Annotated in this window: 16 protein-coding genes and 1 pseudogene; 13 read left to right on the top strand and 4 right to left on the bottom strand. The window is 68.1% G+C overall.

What is annotated here, in order from left to right; genetic code table 11:
- Positions 1 to 20: 20 nt before the first annotated feature.
- The gene (locus IB230_RS13855) at positions 21 to 599 is read right to left on the bottom strand and encodes an adenylate kinase (protein ID WP_192273182.1); all 579 of its coding nucleotides are present in this window, start codon (positions 597 to 599) and stop codon (positions 21 to 23) included.
- Between the two features lie 121 nt (positions 600 to 720).
- On the opposite strand from IB230_RS13855, the gene IB230_RS13860 reads away from it, so the two are divergent.
- The 4 genes from IB230_RS13860 (at position 721) to IB230_RS13870 (ending at position 2982) form a co-directional block, all read left to right on the top strand.
- On the top strand, positions 721 to 1977 hold the full coding sequence (locus tag IB230_RS13860) for a 6-phosphofructokinase (protein ID WP_192273184.1): 1257 nt from the start codon (positions 721 to 723) through the stop codon (positions 1975 to 1977).
- Between the two features lie 7 nt (positions 1978 to 1984).
- Positions 1985 to 2377, top strand: coding sequence for a DUF488 family protein (locus IB230_RS13865; protein WP_192273186.1), 393 nt, complete (start codon positions 1985 to 1987; stop codon positions 2375 to 2377).
- Positions 2378 to 2446: 69 nt separating this feature from the next.
- Positions 2447 to 2581 carry a hypothetical protein gene (locus IB230_RS19840; protein WP_255430490.1) on the top strand — a complete coding sequence of 45 codons (135 nt, stop codon included), beginning with the start codon at positions 2447 to 2449 and terminating at the stop codon, positions 2579 to 2581.
- 32 nt (positions 2582 to 2613) lie between these two features.
- Positions 2614 to 2982, top strand: a complete 369-nt coding sequence (locus tag IB230_RS13870) for a DUF4440 domain-containing protein (RefSeq protein ID WP_192273188.1) — start codon at positions 2614 to 2616, stop codon at positions 2980 to 2982.
- A 3-nt stretch (positions 2983 to 2985) separates the two neighbouring features.
- Here the strand turns inward: IB230_RS13870 and IB230_RS13875 are convergent, their stop codons facing one another.
- The gene (locus IB230_RS13875; protein ID WP_225589602.1) at positions 2986 to 3465 is read right to left on the bottom strand and encodes a hypothetical protein; all 480 of its coding nucleotides are present in this window, start codon (positions 3463 to 3465) and stop codon (positions 2986 to 2988) included.
- Positions 3466 to 3767: 302 nt separating this feature from the next.
- Here IB230_RS13875 and IB230_RS13880 point away from each other — a divergent pair.
- Both IB230_RS13880 and IB230_RS19740 read left to right on the top strand, forming a co-directional pair.
- A pseudogene (locus tag IB230_RS13880) lies at positions 3768 to 5795 on the top strand (sodium-translocating pyrophosphatase); the annotation flags it as partial.
- 60 nt (positions 5796 to 5855) lie between these two features.
- Positions 5856 to 6191: an OmpA family protein gene (locus tag IB230_RS19740; RefSeq protein WP_225589603.1), complete on the top strand. Its 336-nt coding sequence runs from the start codon at positions 5856 to 5858 to the stop codon at positions 6189 to 6191.
- A 70-nt stretch (positions 6192 to 6261) separates the two neighbouring features.
- On the opposite strand, the gene IB230_RS13885 is transcribed toward IB230_RS19740, so the two are convergent.
- Complete coding sequence (locus IB230_RS13885; RefSeq protein ID WP_192273194.1) at positions 6262 to 6807, bottom strand: hypothetical protein; 546 nt, start codon at positions 6805 to 6807, stop codon at positions 6262 to 6264.
- Positions 6808 to 6943: 136 nt separating this feature from the next.
- Positions 6944 to 7972: a LysR family transcriptional regulator gene (locus IB230_RS13890; RefSeq protein WP_192273196.1), complete on the bottom strand. Its 1029-nt coding sequence runs from the start codon at positions 7970 to 7972 to the stop codon at positions 6944 to 6946.
- Between the two features lie 130 nt (positions 7973 to 8102).
- Here IB230_RS13890 and IB230_RS13895 point away from each other — a divergent pair, with 130 nt between their 5' ends.
- The 7 genes from IB230_RS13895 to IB230_RS13925 all read left to right on the top strand — a co-directional run bounded on the left by IB230_RS13895 (position 8103) and on the right by IB230_RS13925 (position 16385).
- Complete coding sequence (locus IB230_RS13895) at positions 8103 to 8330, top strand: hypothetical protein (protein WP_192273198.1); 228 nt, start codon at positions 8103 to 8105, stop codon at positions 8328 to 8330.
- A complete protein-coding gene (locus tag IB230_RS13900) occupies positions 8327 to 8794 on the top strand; it encodes a hypothetical protein (RefSeq protein ID WP_192273200.1) in 468 nt (155 codons plus the stop codon). Before IB230_RS13895 ends, IB230_RS13900 begins: the two co-directional genes overlap by 4 nt.
- A complete protein-coding gene (locus IB230_RS13905; RefSeq protein WP_192273202.1) occupies positions 8791 to 9597 on the top strand; it encodes an SDR family NAD(P)-dependent oxidoreductase in 807 nt (268 codons plus the stop codon). The genes IB230_RS13900 and IB230_RS13905 overlap by 4 nt, the downstream gene beginning before the upstream one ends.
- 128 nt (positions 9598 to 9725) lie before the next feature.
- Positions 9726 to 10934, top strand: coding sequence for an efflux RND transporter periplasmic adaptor subunit (locus IB230_RS13910; RefSeq protein WP_192273204.1), 1209 nt, complete (start codon positions 9726 to 9728; stop codon positions 10932 to 10934).
- A gap of 90 nt (positions 10935 to 11024) precedes the next feature.
- Complete coding sequence (locus IB230_RS13915) at positions 11025 to 14195, top strand: multidrug efflux RND transporter permease subunit (protein ID WP_192273206.1); 3171 nt, start codon at positions 11025 to 11027, stop codon at positions 14193 to 14195.
- A 31-nt stretch (positions 14196 to 14226) separates the two neighbouring features.
- Complete coding sequence (locus tag IB230_RS13920) at positions 14227 to 14976, top strand: SDR family oxidoreductase (protein WP_192273209.1); 750 nt, start codon at positions 14227 to 14229, stop codon at positions 14974 to 14976.
- Positions 14970 to 16385, top strand: coding sequence for an efflux transporter outer membrane subunit (locus IB230_RS13925; protein WP_192273211.1), 1416 nt, complete (start codon positions 14970 to 14972; stop codon positions 16383 to 16385). The genes IB230_RS13920 and IB230_RS13925 overlap by 7 nt, the downstream gene beginning before the upstream one ends.
- Positions 16386 to 16456 lie beyond the last annotated feature (71 nt).

The following is a 16456-nucleotide window of genomic DNA, read 5'->3' on the forward strand; positions in this document are numbered from 1 at the left end:
GGCCGTGGGCGGAGCGGGTGTCAGCCCACTTCCTTGGCCGGCGCCAGCGCCTCGGTGATGCGCGTGAACACCTCGTCCAGCGAGCCGACGCCATCAACAACGGTCAGTTCGCCCTGCTGGCGGTAGAAGTCGATCACCGGCGCGGTCTGGTCCGTGTAGACCTGCAGGCGCTTGCGCACGGATTCCGGATTGTCGTCGGCACGGCCTTCGGCCTTGGCACGGCCGGCGATGCGCTCGACCAGCAGTTCGGTCGGCACGTCCAGCTGCACGGCGAAATCGAACTTCTGCCCCAGCTTGGCCAGCAGCTGGCCCAGCGCGGCGGCCTGCACCAGGTTGCGTGGGTAGCCGTCGAGGATGAAGCCGGCCCGGGTGTCGTCGCGGGAGAAACGGTCTTCCAGCATGCCGAGCAGGATGTCGTCGCTGACCAGCTCGCCGCGCGCCATCACTTCCTTGGCCTGCAGGCCCAGCGGGCTGCCGGCGGCGACTTCGGCGCGCAGCAGGTCGCCGGTGGAGATGTGCGGTACCTGCAGGTAGTCCTTGAGGCGCGCTGCCTGAGTGCCCTTGCCCGACCCGGGTGGGCCCAGTAGAACCAATCGCATGCTGTAACTCTCCCGAATAGAATCCTGCGGGCGGTGGACCGCGCCGGGCGCCGGGCGCCGCGCTGCACCGCGTCATCTGTGTGAAGCTTACCGCATCCCTGCACCCCGGAACGAACCCCACATGGCGTCTGGCACCCTACTTTATGCGCAGTCCGGCGGCGTCACCGCCGTCATCAACGCCTCCGCGTCGGCCGTCATCACCGAAGCGCGGGCCCGGAAAATCAAGGTCTTGGCCGCACGCAACGGCATCCTCGGCGCCCTGCGCGAGGAGTTGATCGACACCAGCAAGGAGTCGGCTGCCACGATCCGCGCCCTCGCCCACACCCCCGGCGGCGCCTTTGGCAGCTGCCGCGTAAAACTGAAGTCGCTGGAGGCCGACCGCGCCAAGTACGAGCGTCTGCTCGCGGTGCTGAAGGCGCACGACGTACGCTACTTCCTCTACAACGGCGGCAACGATTCGGCCGACACGGCCTGGAAGGTCTCGCAGCTGGCGCAGGCGTTCGACTATCCGCTGACCTGTATCGGCGTACCGAAGACGGTCGACAACGATCTGGCCGTCACCGATACCTGCCCGGGCTTCGGCTCGGCCGCCAAGTACACCGCCGTTTCCGTGCGCGAAGCCGCGCTGGACGTCGCGGCGATGGCGGAAACCTCCACCAAGGTGTTCGTCTACGAGGCCATGGGCCGGCACGCCGGCTGGCTGGCCGCCGCCGCCGGCCTGGCCGGACAGACGCGCGACGACGCGCCGCACCTGATCCTGTTCCCCGAGCGGCCTTACGACGAGGCCGACTTCCTCGCCCAGGTGAAGAAGACGGTGGAGCGCGTGGGCTGGTGCGTGGTGGTGGCCAGCGAAGGCATCCAGTATGCCGACGGCCGCTTCGTCGCCGACGCGGGCGGCGGCAAGGACTCCTTCGGCCATACGCAGCTCGGTGGCGTGGCTTCATACCTCGCCGGCCGGGTGAAGGACCAGCTCGGCATGAAGGTGCACTGGACCCTGCCCGACTACCTGCAGCGCTCGGCCCGCCACATCGCCTCGAAGACCGACTGGGAGCAGGCACAGGCCGTCGGCAAGGCGGCCGTGCAGTACGCGCTGAAGGGCCAGAACGCGGTGATGCCGGTGATCGTGCGCACGTCCGACGCGCCGTTCCGCTGGAAGATCGAGGCCGCGCCGCTGTCGAAGGTCGCCAATCACGAGAAGAAGTTTCCGCCCGCCTTCATCCGCAAGGACGGTTACGGCATCACCGACAAGGCACGCACTTATCTGCAGCCGCTGATCCGCGGCGAAGCCTATCCGCCCTACGGTACCGATGGCTTGCCCAAGTACGTCGCGCTGAAGAACGTGGCGGTGAAGAAGAAGCTGCCTGCGTGGGAAGGCTGACGGACGGATGTCCGTAAGCGTCGTCCGTCTCGGCAGTCCGCGCACGAAAGACGAAGGCCTGCGCATCGGCACGGTGCGCCGGCCACCGCGTGGCGTGCCGAAATCGGAGTTCGCCTCGCAGGACTGGTACGACGTCTGGTATCCGAACCTCGCACCCAGTGCGGCGCTGGTGAAGCAAGCACAGGACGCGGACACGCCCAAGGCCTGGGCCGTTTTCGTGAAGCAGTACCGGGCTGAAATGGCCACACCCGACAATGCCCGGACGCTGGACCTGCTGGCGGCGCTGTCGCACGGCAGCGACTTCTCGGTCGGCTGCTACTGCGAGGATGAAGCGCGCTGCCACCGTTCCGTGCTGCGCACCCTGCTTGCCGACCGCGGCGCCGCCCTCAAGGCAGGGTGACTTCAGGCACCGTCGCAGCCTGCATCGCGGTGCTAGCGTGGTTACGTCACCACGTCGCAGGAGGCTCACATGTTCCGCAAAGTGCTCATCGGCATGCTCGCCGTCGCCATCGGGCTGGCCGTCGCCGGCGCCGGCTACCGCTTCGGGCAATACCTGGCGCAGAAGGACACGACCGGGACGCCGGTGGCGCGCGCAAGCGCCTGAGTCCACCCCGGGGCACGCGCTAAGCTTGCGCGATGGATGCGTTGCTCGCCGAACTGACGGCCCTAGAAACCGAACTCCACCACCCCGGTGCACCGTGCACGCGCGAGCGGCTGGAGCGCCTGCTGCATCCGGACTTCCATGAGGTCGGCCGGTCAGGCGCGCGCTACACGCGGCAGGTCGTCATCGACTTCCTCGCCACGCGCGGGCAGGTACCCCGCGTCATCGCCGAAGAGCATCGCGTCGAATCACTGACTGCCGACATCGCGTTGCTGCATTTCCGATCGCACGAAGTCACCGCCGACGGCTCGGCCTTGCACGCCGCGCTGCGCATGTCCGTGTGGCGCCGCACGGACGTGGGCTGGCAGTTGTCGTACCACCAGGGCACGCCTGCCGCCCTGTAGCCCTCAGCGGCAGGCCTTGCCTTCGATTTCCAGCTTCGCCGCAAACAGCGTCAGCGACGGCGCCTGCGCGGCGGTACCCGCCTGCTGCTTCGCATCCTGCAGGTAGATGCGCGACTGCCCCTGCCCGTCGAGCGGCGGCGGCGTGGCGCTGCCCGGCTTGCGCCACACGCGCACGACCGCCTGCTGCGAAGGACAGGCCGCGTTCGGCACGCGGATCACGTCGTTGAGTTTCCAGCCCGTGGCGACCGATGGCTTCGCCTTGTCGACATCGATGAAGCGCGCGCGCGGCTGGCATTGCGGACTGGTGCGCACGGGCGCGTAGCGATAAGGCTGCGCGGCATCGCCGGTGAAGACGCCTTCAAGACGCGCGCAGGCCTCGGGAATCTGCCGCAGCGTGTGCACGGTGCCAACGGCTTGCGGCGTGCCCGCCGGGCGCTGGATCTCCGGCGCGGGATCGGCCGCGCGCAGCGGCGAGGCCGCCATCAAACACGCGACAAACAGGGGAAGTGCGACGGTCTGACGCATGGCAACTCCTTGAAACGGATACGAAAACACGAGCAGGGTCGCAAGGCTGGCACGGAAAGCCTGAACCAGCCCGTCACCGCTGGCGGCCCGCAACGCATCCGGTCATACTCGGGCCAGCTCCAGGGATGTCTGAACAAGGGTTTCGTGCTGCAGTCCATCGCAGCGGTCGAGTGCGCTCAATCGTTCAACAGGCTCCACCGGGATTGGGTTGCGTGTTCATGCTTTCTGCTGGACGACATCCATCTACCTTGGGAGGGGTCATGCTGGAACAACACGGTTTGACGCTGGCGCTGATCTGCGCCGGCGTGGCGATCATCTACGGCGTGGTGGCTGCGCGCTGGATCCTGAAACAGCCCGCGGGCAATTCCCGCATGCAGGAAATCGCGGCGGCCGTGCAGGAAGGCGCCAGCGCCTACCTCAACCGGCAGTACACCACCATCGGCATCGCCGGCGCCGTCCTGCTCGTGCTGATCGGCTTCTTCGTTTCCTGGCCCAGCGCCATCGGCTTCCTGATCGGCGCGGTGCTGTCCGGCGCCGCCGGCTACATCGGCATGAACGTCTCGGTCCGCGCCAACGTGCGTACCGCGGAAGCCGCCACCAAGGGCATGAGCGCGGCGATGGACGTGGCCTTCAAGGGCGGCGCCATCACCGGCATGCTGGTCGTCGGCCTGGGCCTGCTGGGCGTGGTCGGCTACTACGCCGTGCTCCACCTGCACATGGGCTACACGCAGGCCGAAGCGTTGCATGCGTTGGTCGGCCTGGCGTTCGGCTCCTCGCTGATCTCGATCTTCGCGCGCCTGGGCGGCGGCATCTTCACCAAGGGCGCCGACGTCGGCGCGGACCTGGTGGGCAAGGTGGAAGCCGGCATTCCCGAGGACGATCCGCGCAACCCGGCGGTGATCGCCGACAACGTGGGCGACAACGTCGGCGACTGCGCCGGCATGGCGGCCGACCTGTTCGAGACCTATGCGGTCACCATCATCGCGACCATGCTGCTCGGCAGCCTGATGATCGCGCAGGCGGGCGAACATGCGGTGCTCTACCCGCTGGTCCTGGGCGGCGTGTCGATCATCGCCTCGATCATCGGCGCGATGTTCGTCAAGGTGAAGGCAGGCGGATCGATCATGGGGGCGCTGTACAAGGGCGTCATCGTGTCGGGCGTGCTGGCGGCCATCGCGTTCTATCCCATCACCACGCAGCTGATGGCGGATTCGGCCTACGGCGCCATGAACCTGTATTTCTGCGCCCTGGTCGGCCTGGTGCTGACCGGCGTGATCGTGTGGATCACCGAGTACTACACCGGCACGCAGTACGCACCGGTCAAGCATGTCGCCGCGGCATCGACCACCGGACACGGCACCAACATCATCGCCGGCCTCGGCGTGTCGATGCGGTCGACGGCGTGGCCGGTGGTGGCGGTGTGCATCGCGATCCTCGGCGCGTACGCGCTGGGCGGCCTGTACGGCATCGCCATCGCCGCGACGGCGATGCTGTCGATGGCGGGCATGATCGTGGCACTGGATGCGTACGGCCCGATCACCGACAACGCCGGTGGCATCGCGGAAATGGCGGAACTGCCGCCGGAGATCCGCAACATCACCGATCCGCTGGACGCGGTGGGCAACACCACCAAGGCGGTGACCAAGGGCTACGCGATCGGCTCGGCCGCGCTGGCGGCGCTGGTGCTGTTCGCCGACTACACGCACAACCTGCAGACGGCACACCCCGGCACGATCTTCACCTTCGACCTGTCGAACCACCTGGTGATCGTCGGCCTGCTGATCGGCGGCCTGATTCCGTACCTGTTCGGTGCGATGGCGATGGAAGCCGTCGGCCGTGCGGCAGGCAGTGTGGTGGAAGAGGTGCGCCGGCAGTTCCGCGAGATCCCCGGGATCATGGCGGGCACGGCCAAGCCGGATTACAGCAAGGCGGTCGACATGCTGACCAAGTCGGCGATCAAGGAAATGATCGTGCCGTCGCTGTTGCCGGTGATCGTGCCGATCATCGTCGGCTTGCTGCTCGGCCCGCAGGCGCTGGGCGGCCTGCTGATCGGCACCATCGTGACCGGCCTGTTCGTCGCCATCTCGATGACGACCGGCGGTGGCGCGTGGGACAACGCCAAGAAGTACATCGAGGACGGCCACCATGGTGGCAAGGGCAGCGAAGCGCACAAGGCCGCGGTCACCGGCGACACCGTCGGCGATCCCTACAAGGACACGGCCGGCCCGGCGATCAATCCGCTGATCAAGATCATCAACATCGTCGCCCTGCTGCTGGTGCCGGTGCTGCCCGTCAATGGCTGGCTGGGCAGCGCCACATCGTCGGAGGTGGCTGCCCATGCGGCCCCGATGACGGGCAGCGAGGTGGTGGACGGACGCAGCGCGCGCATCCTGTTCGACAGTGGCTCGGCGGTCGTTCCGTCGGATACCAGTGCGCGCCTCGCCGGTGTGCTGGGCACGCTGGGTACCGATCCGGCGACGCGCGCCCGCGTCTCCGGCTTCCACGACGCCAGCGGCGATGCGGCGGCGAACGAAGCCCTGGCGAAACAGCGCGCGGAAGCCATCCAGCAGTGGCTGGTCGTCAACGGCGTGGCGGCCGAGCGCATCACGCTGGACAAGCCGGCGCAGACCACCGGCAGCGGGGATGCCGACGAGGCGCGCCGCGTGGATGTCCTGGTGGAGTAGGCGCACGTACGACGCAACAGGAAAAAGGGCGGCCACCGGCCGCCCTTTTTCATTGCGATCCCGATGCGGATCAGGAGGTGGGCTGCAACGCCACGACACGCACGTCCACGTCCTTGCACGCGTCGTCCTTGCAGATGCCGTTCACCCACGCTTCGCCGTTGCCGAACATCACGCCCTTGTAGTTGACCATCAGCTGCGAATACTTCTGCCGCTTGATCGCCTCGGCGATGGCGGGGGTCATGATCCGGTCGTACTCGCGCACGAAGGCATCCGCATCGGCCACCTTCAGCGGCTGGCCATCGCGCACGGTAGAGAACGGATACTCGACCAGCGCGGCCACGGCGGCTTCGTCGTTCGCCGTCACCGCCTGCTGGAGCTGGCGGATCACCGCCTCGTAGCGGACGTGGTCGCCCAGCACCTCGTCGATGGCCTGGTTGACGGCGAGCGGATCGTCGACGACCTCGGCCACGTAAGGTGCGGTGGCACGCGAGGCGGCCGCCGCATCCGCAGACGCCGCGGGCGGCGTTGCATCGGCGGACGGTGGTGCGGGATCGGGCGTGGCCGGCGTGCACGCCGCCAGCCACAGCGCCGCGAACGCGGCGATCGGTGTTTTCATCGAGCGGATTCCTGGTCAGGTGGAAACGCAGTGCGACAGGCCATCCGTGGCGACAACCCAACTCCGGCGATGCGCCTCCATCCTAGCCAGCCCCGCGTGCGATTGCGTTCGGGAATCGTTAGGCGGGCGTGTCGAATCAGCTCAGCACGTCGGCCAGCACCTTGCGACCGACCGCCGCAGCCGCTTCCACTTCCGGCGTCGCTTCGGCGGCCGCTCGCGCCTCGGCCTGCTGCTTCAGGTACACCGGGCAGTGCTCCATCATGTAGTCGACGTCGAACTTCATCCGCTCGACCAGGAAGTCGACGAACGCGCGCACCTTCGGCGACTGCACGTGGCCGCGCGGGAACACGGCGTTGAATTCGAACTCCGGCCCGGCCCAGCCGGCAAGTACGCGCTGCAGGTGGCCCTGCTCCAGATACGGCTTGACCATCACGTCGGCGCCGACCATCAGGCCTTCGCCGCACAACAACGCGCCCTTCAGCGCGGCGGGATCGTTCGCCACCAGGATCGGATTGATCGGATAGTCCTGTTCGCCGTTGGCGTCGCGCAGCGTCAGTGCGAAGCCGTTGCCGCGCCGGTTCTTCGGCATCGCCAGCACGCGGTGGTGCTGCAGGTCGTTGGGATGCAGCGGTTCACCGTAGCGCGCCAGATACTTCGGGCTCGCGTACACCTGCGTGCGCAGCGTGCTGAGGCGACGCGCCACCAGGTTGGAATCCGGCAGGTTGCCGATCCGCAATGCCACGTCGATCTCGCCGGAGATCAGGTCGAGCGTGTCGTTGGCGAGCAGCATCTCCACGCGGATCTCGGGGTACTGCGCGTGGAACTCGCCAAGCAGCGGCGCGATCTTGTCGATGCCGATCGAGTACGGCGCAGTGAAACGCAACCAGCCGCGCGGACCGGCATGCAGCTGGCTGACCGCGCTCGCGGCTTCGTTCAACTCGCGCGCGATGCGCTGGCAGTGTTCGTAATAGACGTTGCCGGCTTCGGTGAGGCCGAGCTTGCGCGTGGTGCGATGGAGCAGTTGCGCACCGAGGCGCGTCTCCAGTTCCTGCACCTTGCGACTGACCGTGGTCTTCGGCAAACGCAGTACGTTGGCGGCGGCGATGAAGCTGCCCTGTTCCACCACCTTGACGAAGATCAGGGTGTCGTTGAGATCGTGGCTCATCGTGGGGACTCCGGTAGGCGAAGGGGCATTGGCCCGCTGACGGGATGATTATTCCCCTAAATCAGGACTAATCAAGTCCTCATTGGGGGCGTAACGTGGCGCCCATCGTCCTCCACCGGGTACCGCCCCCATGCTGTTCGCCCGCCTCTTCCAGTCGCTGGAACACCCCGAAGACTCCCGTGAAGTGCCGTCCGAGCGGGCTTTCCGTCGCAGCAAGAGCCTGTTGTTACATGATCTTTCCGGTCATGTGGCTGCGCCGCGCTCGCAGCGCGGTGGCGTGCTCGGGGGCGGTCGCCGCCTGGGCAGCCTGATGTCGGGTTCTGGGATTATCCCGGTCACGGGAGGATTCATCCCATGAGCGGGACACTCGCCCGCCGTATTCCGACGAACGGCACGGCCTCGACCCAAGACTGCGCCAACGGCGTGCAGCTGCGCCTCGGCCGCTGCCAGGCGTTTGTCGCGCCGGTGATCGACGGCGCGCAGGATCAGGCAATCGCACAGCAGGATCCGGATATCGCCGCCACCGTGCGGGTCGCCAGACTGCACGCCATGCCCGTTTCCCTTCCGACTGCCGCCCTGCGCTGGCTGCGTGCCGTTGCACGCACGCTGGCCGAACGCTTCCGCAGGCCGACCGACCCGTCGCCATCCTCCCCCGCGACGGGTCGGTCCGCCATGCGCCTGCCGTTCGTGCGCAAGGCCACCGGCTTCCGCGAGTTCACCCTGCCGCGGCACCTCGCCGATGGCGGTGCGCTGCGTCTGCGGGTGAAGTCGGCCGGCGTCAGCACGCGCATCCTGCCCGTCGCCGGGCGGAGGCTGCCGTGACCACGACGAAAGACGCCCTGACGCCCGGCGCGCTGGTGCTGGGCGCGAGCGGCACCGTCGGTTTCGGCGTGGTCGGCGCGCTGCTGGAGGCTGGCTGCCCGGTGCTTGCCGTCGGTCGCGAAGGGCCGCGCATGAGCGCGCTGGCCGAGCACTTCGAGGATGAGCCCGGCCTGCAGCTGCTGCACTCGCCGTGCATCCACGATGATCGCGGCGCGGCGCGGCTGGCCGACGAGGTACGCGAACGCGGCCGTCCGCTGCGCGCGGTGTTCGCCAGCATGGGCACGCCGCTGCAGGCGGGTCGCCTGCTGGACCGTCCGGCGTCGTTCCTGCTGGAGAAGCTGGAAGCGGACCTGATCCCGCATCTCGCCGCTGCCCGCCATCTGTTGCCGCTGCTGTCGGAAAGCCAGACCGCCGCCAACTACGTGCTGATCGGCGGGCCATACGCGGAACGCGGCTGGTCGGGCTACGGCCACGCCTCGGTGACCGGTGCAGCGATGCGCATGCTCACCCAGGTACTGCACGAGGAAGCGCAGACGATGGGCGTGCGCGTGCAGCTGCTGTCGGTCGACAAGCCGGTGTGCACGCCGGAGAACGCCGTCAACGCCTGCGCCGAATGGCCGAATGCGCTGGCGGTCGGTCGCAGTGCGGTGTCGCTGCTGTCGCGCAACGGTCGCGCGGCGCAATCGATCGTCACCTGGTCCGCGCACGACGCCAAACCACCGGAGCAGACGCTCGCACGCGACTTCGAGGATGCGCTGTGGGCGGTGGCGGGCGCCAACCGCAATGGCCGCGCCTCGGCCTGAACTGTCACGGCGGAACATCGCTGATCGTCCTCTGCACAGCCTTCCAATACATCACCGCTTGACCTCAACCAGACTTCAGGTCGCACCCTTCCCCCCGTTTCCTCCTCTCCCCCAAGAGACCACCACCCATGAACACGCCTCTTTCCGTTTCCCCACGTTCGCAGCGCCTGCTGGCGCTCGGTGCGTTCAGTGTCCTCGCCCTCGCCGTGCTGGCCGGCTGCAGCGGTCAGGCCGCCGAGAACGGCGCGCCCCCGCCGCCGCAGGTCAGCGTCGCGGCCGTGCCGGTCAAGTCGATCAGCCAGTGGGACGAATTCAGTGGCCGCGTCGAGGCCATCGAGCATGTCGACCTGCGTCCGCGCGTGTCCGGCTACATCGACCGCGTCGTCTACACCGAAGGCCAGGAAGTGAAGAAGGGCGACGTGCTCTTCACCATCGACGCGCGCAGCTACCGCGCCGAACTGGCGCGTGCCCAGGCCGAACTGGCGCGTGCACGTACCCAGGCCGAGTTGGGCCGCAGCGAAGCCTCGCGCGCCAAACGCCTGGCCGACCTGCAGGCGCTGTCGACCGAAGAGTACGAGCAGCGACGCGCCAACGCCGACCAGGCACAGGCCAATGTCGCCGCCGCGCAGGCCGCCGTGGAAACCGCACGCCTCAACCTGGAATGGACCCAGGTGCGCGCGCCGATCGACGGCCGTGCCGGCCGTGCACTGGTCACCGCCGGCAACCTGGTCAGCGCCGGCGATGCCGCCAGCGTACTGACCACGGTCGTCTCGCTGGACAAGGTGCACGTGCACTTCGACGCCGACGAGCGCGCGTTCCTGCGCTACGCCGAAATGGCGCGCAAGGGCGAGCGCCCGAGCGAACGCGACGGCAAGGTGCCGGTGCAGGTCGCGCTGGCCGACGAGGCCGACTTCCCGCACGCGGGCACGGTCGACTTCCTCGACAACCAGGTCGACCGCAGCACGGGCACCATCCGCGCCCGCGCCGTGCTCGACAACGCCGACCGCACGTTCACGCCCGGCCTGTACGCGCGCGTGCGCCTGCTCGGCAGCGGCGAGTTCAAGGCCGCGCTGGTCGACGACAAGGCCGTGCTGACCGACCAGGACCGCAAGTACGTCTACGTGGTCGACAAGGACGGCAAGGCCCAGCGACGCGACGTGAAGGTGGGCCGCATGGCCGATGGCCTGCGCATCGTCGAACAGGGCCTGGCCGCCGGCGACAAGGTCATCGTCAGCGGCGTGCAGAAGGTCTTCTTCCCCGGTATGCCGGTCCAAGCCAAGGCCGTGGCGATGGGTGCGGCCGATGCGCCGCCGACCCAGGCCGTCGCCAAGAACTGACGCACCCACCCTCGTAACGATGGAACCCACATCGGTCGCCCAGGCGGCCGGTGACGGGGACGCTCTTTCTTCTTTCCAGGAAATCCACCCATGGACTTCTCCCGTTTCTTCATCGACCGGCCGATCTTTGCGGCAGTGCTGTCGATCGTGATCTTCGCCGCCGGCCTGATCTCGATCCCGCTGCTGCCGATCGGCGAATACCCCGAAGTGGTACCGCCCTCGGTGGTCGTGCGCACCGTGTACCCGGGCGCCAACCCCAAGGTCATCGCCGAGACCGTCGCCACGCCACTGGAAGAGGCCATCAACGGCGTCGAGGACATGATGTACATCAAGTCCGTCGCCGGTTCCGATGGCGTGCTGTCGCTGACCGTGACCTTCAAGCCGGGCACCGACCCGGACGAGGCCGCGGTGCGCGTACAGAACCGCGTGGCGCAGGCGCAGGCGCGCCTGCCCGAGGACGTGCGCCGCCAGGGCGTGACCACGCAGAAGCAGTCGCCGGTCTTCCTGATGGTCGTGCACCTGACCTCGAGCGACGGCAAATACGACTCGCTGTACCTGCGCAACTACATGCGCCTGCACGTGAAGGACGAACTGGCGCGCATCCCCGGCGTCGGCGATGCGCAGCAGTTCGGCGGTGGCGACTACGCCATGCGCCTGTGGCTGGACCCGGACAAGGTGGCCGCGCGCGGCATGACCGCCAGCGACGTACTGCGCGCCGTGCGCGAGCAGAACGTGCAGGTGTCGGCCGGCCAGCTGGGCGCCGAGCCGATGCCGAACGGCAGCGACTTCCTGTTGCCGATCAACGCCAAGGGCCGCCTGGAGACCGTCGAGGAATTCGGCAACATCGTGCTGAAGAGCGGCGGCGACGGCGAGATCGTGCGCCTGGCCGACGTGGCCCGCATCGAACTGGCCGCCGGCGACTACACGCTGCGTGCGCGCCTGGACGGCAAGAACGCTTCCGCCATCGGCATCTTCCAGGCACCGGGCGCCAACGCGCTGGACATCCGCGACGCCGTCGTCGCCAAGATGGACGAGCTGCGCCCGACCCTGCCGCCGGGCGTCGAGATCCAGTCGATCTACGACACCACGGTATTCGTGCGGGACTCGATCAAGTCGGTGATCTCCACGCTGCTGGAAGCCACCCTGCTGGTGGTGCTGGTGGTGATCCTGTTCCTGCAGACCTGGCGCGCCTCGATCATCCCGCTGCTGGCGGTGCCGGTGTCGGTGGTCGGTACGTTCGCTGTCCTGCACCTGCTGGGCTACTCGATCAACACGCTGACCCTGTTCGGCCTGGTGCTGGCGATCGGCATCGTGGTGGACGACGCCATCGTGGTGGTGGAGAACGTCGAGCGCCACATCGAGCACGGCGCGACACCGCTCGAAGCGGCGCACCTGGCGATGAAGGAAGTCTCCGGTCCGATCATCGCGATCGCGCTGGTGCTGTGTGCGGTGTTCGTGCCGATGGCCTTCCTGACCGGCGTCACCGGCCAGTTCTACAAGCAGTTCGCGGTGACCATCGCCATCTCCACGGTGATCTCGGCGATCAACTCGCTGACCCTGTCGCCGGCACTGGCCGCCAAGCTGCTGCAGCCGCATGACGCACCGAAGGATCGCCTGTCGCGCGTGATCGATGGCCTGTTCGGCTGGCTGTTCCGTCCGTTCAACCGCTTCTTCAAGCGCAATTCCGAGCGCTATGAAGGCGCGGTGGGCCGCACGCTGGGCCGTCGCGGCGCCGTCTTCCTGGTGTATGCGGTGCTGCTGGTGGGTGCGGGCCTGATGTTCCGCGCGGTACCAGCAGGCTTCATCCCGGTGCAGGACAAGCAGTACCTCATCGCCGGCGTGAAGATGCCGGAGGGCGCCTCGATCGAGCGCACGGACGCCACCCTGAAGAAGATGGCCGCCATCGCGATGAAGGTCGAGGGCGTGGAACACGAGGTCGCTTTCCCCGGCCTGAACCCGCTGCAGTTCACCAACACGCCCAACAACGGCGTGGTGTTCTTCACCCTGAAGCCGTTCAACGAACGCTCGCGCAGTGCCGAGGAGATCACCGCCGAACTGAACCAGAAGTTCGCCGGCATCGAGGAAGGCTTCACCTTCGCCTTCATGCCGCCCCCGATCCAGGGTCTGGGCAACGGCTCCGGCTGGTCGCTCTTCATCGAGGACCGTACGCGCCTGGGCTACGGCGAGTTGCAGAACGCGGTGCAGGCGTTCCAGGGCGCGGCGTCGCAGACGCCCGGCCTTGGCTTCCCGATCAGCAGCTACCAGGCCAACGTGCCGCAGCTGGACGCCGAGGTCGACCGCGTCAAGGCCAAGGCGCAGGGCGTGCCGCTGACCGAGCTGTTCGACACGCTGCAGACCTACCTGGGCTCGGCCTACGTCAACGACTTCAACATGTTCGGCCGTACCTGGCAGGTCATCGCGCAGGCCGACGGGCCGTTCCGCGACGACGTCGAGGACATCGCCAACCTGCGCACCCGCAACGCCAACGGCGAGATGGTGCCGATCGGCAGCATGGTGAACATCAAGCAGACCTACGGCCCCGACCCGGTGATCCGCTTCAACGGCTATCCGGCCGCCGACCTGCTGGGCGACGCCGACCCGCGCGTGCTGTCCTCGGGCGAAGCGATGGCCAAGGTCACCGAACTGGCGCAGCAGGTGCTGCCGACCGGCATGGGCATCGGCTGGAGCGACCTGAGCTACCAGCAGGCCACCCAGGGCAAGGCCGCGCTGGTGGTGTTCCCGCTGGCGGTGCTGCTGGCCTTCCTGGTGCTGGCCGCGCTGTACGAAAGCTGGACCCTGCCGCTGGCGGTGATCCTGATCGTGCCGATGACGCTGCTGTCGGCCCTGGCCGGCGTGTGGCTGGTCGGCGGCGACAACAACGTGTTCGTGCAGGTGGGCCTGGTGGTACTGATGGGTCTGGCGTGCAAGAACGCCATCCTGATCGTCGAGTTCGCCCGCGAGCTGGAGCTGCAGGGCAAGGGCATCATCGAATCAGCACTGGAATCCTGTCGCCTGCGCCTGCGTCCGATCATCATGACATCGGTGGCGTTCATCGCCGGTACCGTGCCGCTGGTGCTGTCCAGCGGTGCCGGCGCCGAGGTGCGCTCCGTCACCGGCATCACGGTGTTCGCCGGCATGCTGGGCGTCACCCTGTTCGGCCTGTTCCTGACGCCGGTGTTCTACGTGGCCCTGCGCAAGCTGGCCAACAAGCCGCTGGTCTCCCATGCCCCCGCCGCCGACACGGCGACGACACACGCCTGATCCAATTCCCACTACCAAACGAGGTCATGCCATGAACGTTTCTTCCAAGATCGCCCTCGTCACCGGCGCCACCCGCGGCATCGGTCGCGAAACCGTCCGCCAGCTGGCCGAAGCCGGCGTGCACACCCTGCTGGCCGGCCGCAACCGCGACAAGGCGGTCGAAGCCGTGCTGGACCTGCAGGCCCAGGGCCTGCCGGTCGAGGCCATCGCGCTCGACGTCACCGATCCGGCCAGCATCGCCGCCGCCGTCAAGGAGGTCGAACAGCGCCACGGGCGGCTCGACATCCTGGTCAACAATGCCGGCATCCTGGTCGATGACGCGACCAAGGGCGTGTCCGGCCAGTCGCTCGACACCTGGCGCACCACGTTCGACACCAACCTGTTCGGCGTGATCGAAACCACCCAGGCGTTCCTGCCGCTGCTGCGCAAGTCCAGTGCCGGCCGCATCGTCAACGTGTCCAGCCTGCTCGGCTCGCTGTCGGAGCACCAGAACCCGGCGTCCTTCATCTACGAGTTCAAGGGCGTGCCGGCGTACAACGTCTCCAAGAGCGCGGTGAACGCATGGACCATCCACCTGGCCCACGAGCTGAAGGACACCGGCATCAAGGTCAACACGATCCATCCGGGCTACGTGCAGACCGAGATGAACAAGGCCGGCGACCAGCAGAACGGCGAGCTGTCCGTGCCGGAAGGCGCGCGCACCAGCGTGCAGCTGGCGCTGATCGACAACGATGGCCCGACCGGCGGCTACTACTACTTCGACCAGGTGCTGCCATGGTGATCCGTCCGCTCGTCCTCAGCGTCGCCGCCGTGCTGCTGGCGGGCTGCGTGACCGTGGGGCCCGATTACGCGGCCCCGCAGACCGCACCGGCCACGCTGCAGCAGGCCGGTGCCGTCGACTACGTGGGCGACCATCCGGTCGCCGCGTGGTGGAGCCAGTTCGACGACCCGGTGCTGGACCAGCTGGTCCGCGAGGCGCTGCTGGCCAACCTCGATGTGCGCATCGCGGTGTCGCGCGTCAACGAGGCCCGGGCGGTGTTCTCCGAACGGCGTCTGGACCTGGCGCCGCACGTCACGATGGGTGTCGAAGGCACCCGCTCCAAACAGCCGGTCGAAGGCCAAGGCCGCGTGGAGACGGACAGCTACTCCGCCGGCTTCGATGCCGCGTGGGAACTGGATCTGTTCGGCCGCGTACGCCGCAGTGCCGAAGCCGCACATGCGGACCTGCAGGCGCAGCGCAACGACCTGCAGGCGATGCAGGTGACCGTCGCGGCGGAAGTGGCGCGCAACTACTTCGAGCTGCGCGGCACGCAGAAGCGGCTGGACGTGTCGCGGCGCATCCTGCAGACACTGGGCGAAACCCAGCGCCTGACCGAGTCGCGCTTCGACCTCGGCGCCGGCAGCCAGCTGGAGGTGCAGAGCAGCCTGGCCCGCGTGCGCGCGGTCGAAGCCGAGGTGCCGATGCTCGAAGCGGCCGAAGGCCAGTCGCGCCACCGGCTGGCGGTGCTGGTCGGCCAGCGTCCCGGTGAGCTCGACGCTCTGCTCGTCCCGCGCGAAGCCCCGGCGTTCGCCAAGGCGTTGCCGATCGGCGACACCACCGAACTGCTGCGCCAGCGGCCGGACGTGCGCGCGGCCGAGCGTCGCCTGGCGGCGGCCACGGCACGCGTCGGCGTGGCAACGGCGGACCTGTTCCCGCGGGTCAGCCTGCGCGGCTTCATCGGCTTCCTGTCCGGCGGCTGGGGCAACCTGGTCAACGGCGACAACCGCGCCTGGCAGGTCACGCCCTCGATCAGCTGGGCCGCGTTCGACATGGGCAGCGTCCGCGCGCGCCTGCGTGCGAGCGAAGCACAGGCCGACGGCGTGGCCGCGCAGTACGAGAAGGCCGTGCTCGGCGCGCTGGAGGAAACCGAAAACGCACTGCTTTCCTATGCCAAGCAGCAGGCCCAGCTGAAACTCCGGCTGGAACAATCCGTTGCCGCCCGCCGCGCAGCAGAGCTGGCCGAAGTCCGGTATCGTGCCGGCTCGTCGGACTTCCTCACCCTGCTGGACGCACAACGCACGCAGCTCGCGGCGGACGATGCGTTGGCGCAGGCCGAGGCCGGCGTCAACGTCGGCGTGGTGACGATCTACAAGTCGCTGGGCGGCTGGGGCGAACAGGACGTGGCTCCCGCGCTCGCGGCGCTGCCCTGAACCACCACCGTCACGCCGTCTTTCCGTTGCTGCATTGCATGCTGCGCCCACGGGCGCAGCCCACCCCTGAT

It is taken from the genome of Pseudoxanthomonas sp. PXM01 (assembly GCF_014851815.1).
GTDB lineage: Bacteria > Pseudomonadota > Gammaproteobacteria > Xanthomonadales > Xanthomonadaceae > Pseudoxanthomonas_A.

Bases quoted from the DNA above. Each gene is read 5' to 3' on its own strand.
- IB230_RS13855 (WP_192273182.1), bottom strand. From the start codon at position 599: ATGCGATTGGTTCTACTGGGCCCACCCGGGTCGGGCAAGGGCACTCAG.
- IB230_RS13860 (WP_192273184.1), top strand. From the start codon at position 721: ATGGCGTCTGGCACCCTACTTTATGCGCAGTCCGGCGGCGTCACCGCC.
- IB230_RS13865 (WP_192273186.1), top strand. From the start codon at position 1,985: ATGTCCGTAAGCGTCGTCCGTCTCGGCAGTCCGCGCACGAAAGACGAA.
- IB230_RS19840 (WP_255430490.1), top strand. From the start codon at position 2,447: ATGTTCCGCAAAGTGCTCATCGGCATGCTCGCCGTCGCCATCGGGCTG.
- IB230_RS13870 (WP_192273188.1), top strand. From the start codon at position 2,614: ATGGATGCGTTGCTCGCCGAACTGACGGCCCTAGAAACCGAACTCCAC.
- IB230_RS13875 (WP_225589602.1), bottom strand. From the start codon at position 3,465: ATGGCGGCCTCGCCGCTGCGCGCGGCCGATCCCGCGCCGGAGATCCAG.
- IB230_RS19740 (WP_225589603.1), top strand. From the start codon at position 5,856: ATGACGGGCAGCGAGGTGGTGGACGGACGCAGCGCGCGCATCCTGTTC.
- IB230_RS13885 (WP_192273194.1), bottom strand. From the start codon at position 6,807: ATGAAAACACCGATCGCCGCGTTCGCGGCGCTGTGGCTGGCGGCGTGC.
- IB230_RS13890 (WP_192273196.1), bottom strand. From the start codon at position 7,972: ATGAGCCACGATCTCAACGACACCCTGATCTTCGTCAAGGTGGTGGAA.
- IB230_RS13895 (WP_192273198.1), top strand. From the start codon at position 8,103: ATGCTGTTCGCCCGCCTCTTCCAGTCGCTGGAACACCCCGAAGACTCC.
- IB230_RS13900 (WP_192273200.1), top strand. From the start codon at position 8,327: ATGAGCGGGACACTCGCCCGCCGTATTCCGACGAACGGCACGGCCTCG.
- IB230_RS13910 (WP_192273204.1), top strand. From the start codon at position 9,726: ATGAACACGCCTCTTTCCGTTTCCCCACGTTCGCAGCGCCTGCTGGCG.
- IB230_RS13915 (WP_192273206.1), top strand. From the start codon at position 11,025: ATGGACTTCTCCCGTTTCTTCATCGACCGGCCGATCTTTGCGGCAGTG.
- IB230_RS13920 (WP_192273209.1), top strand. From the start codon at position 14,227: ATGAACGTTTCTTCCAAGATCGCCCTCGTCACCGGCGCCACCCGCGGC.
- IB230_RS13925 (WP_192273211.1), top strand. From the start codon at position 14,970: ATGGTGATCCGTCCGCTCGTCCTCAGCGTCGCCGCCGTGCTGCTGGCG.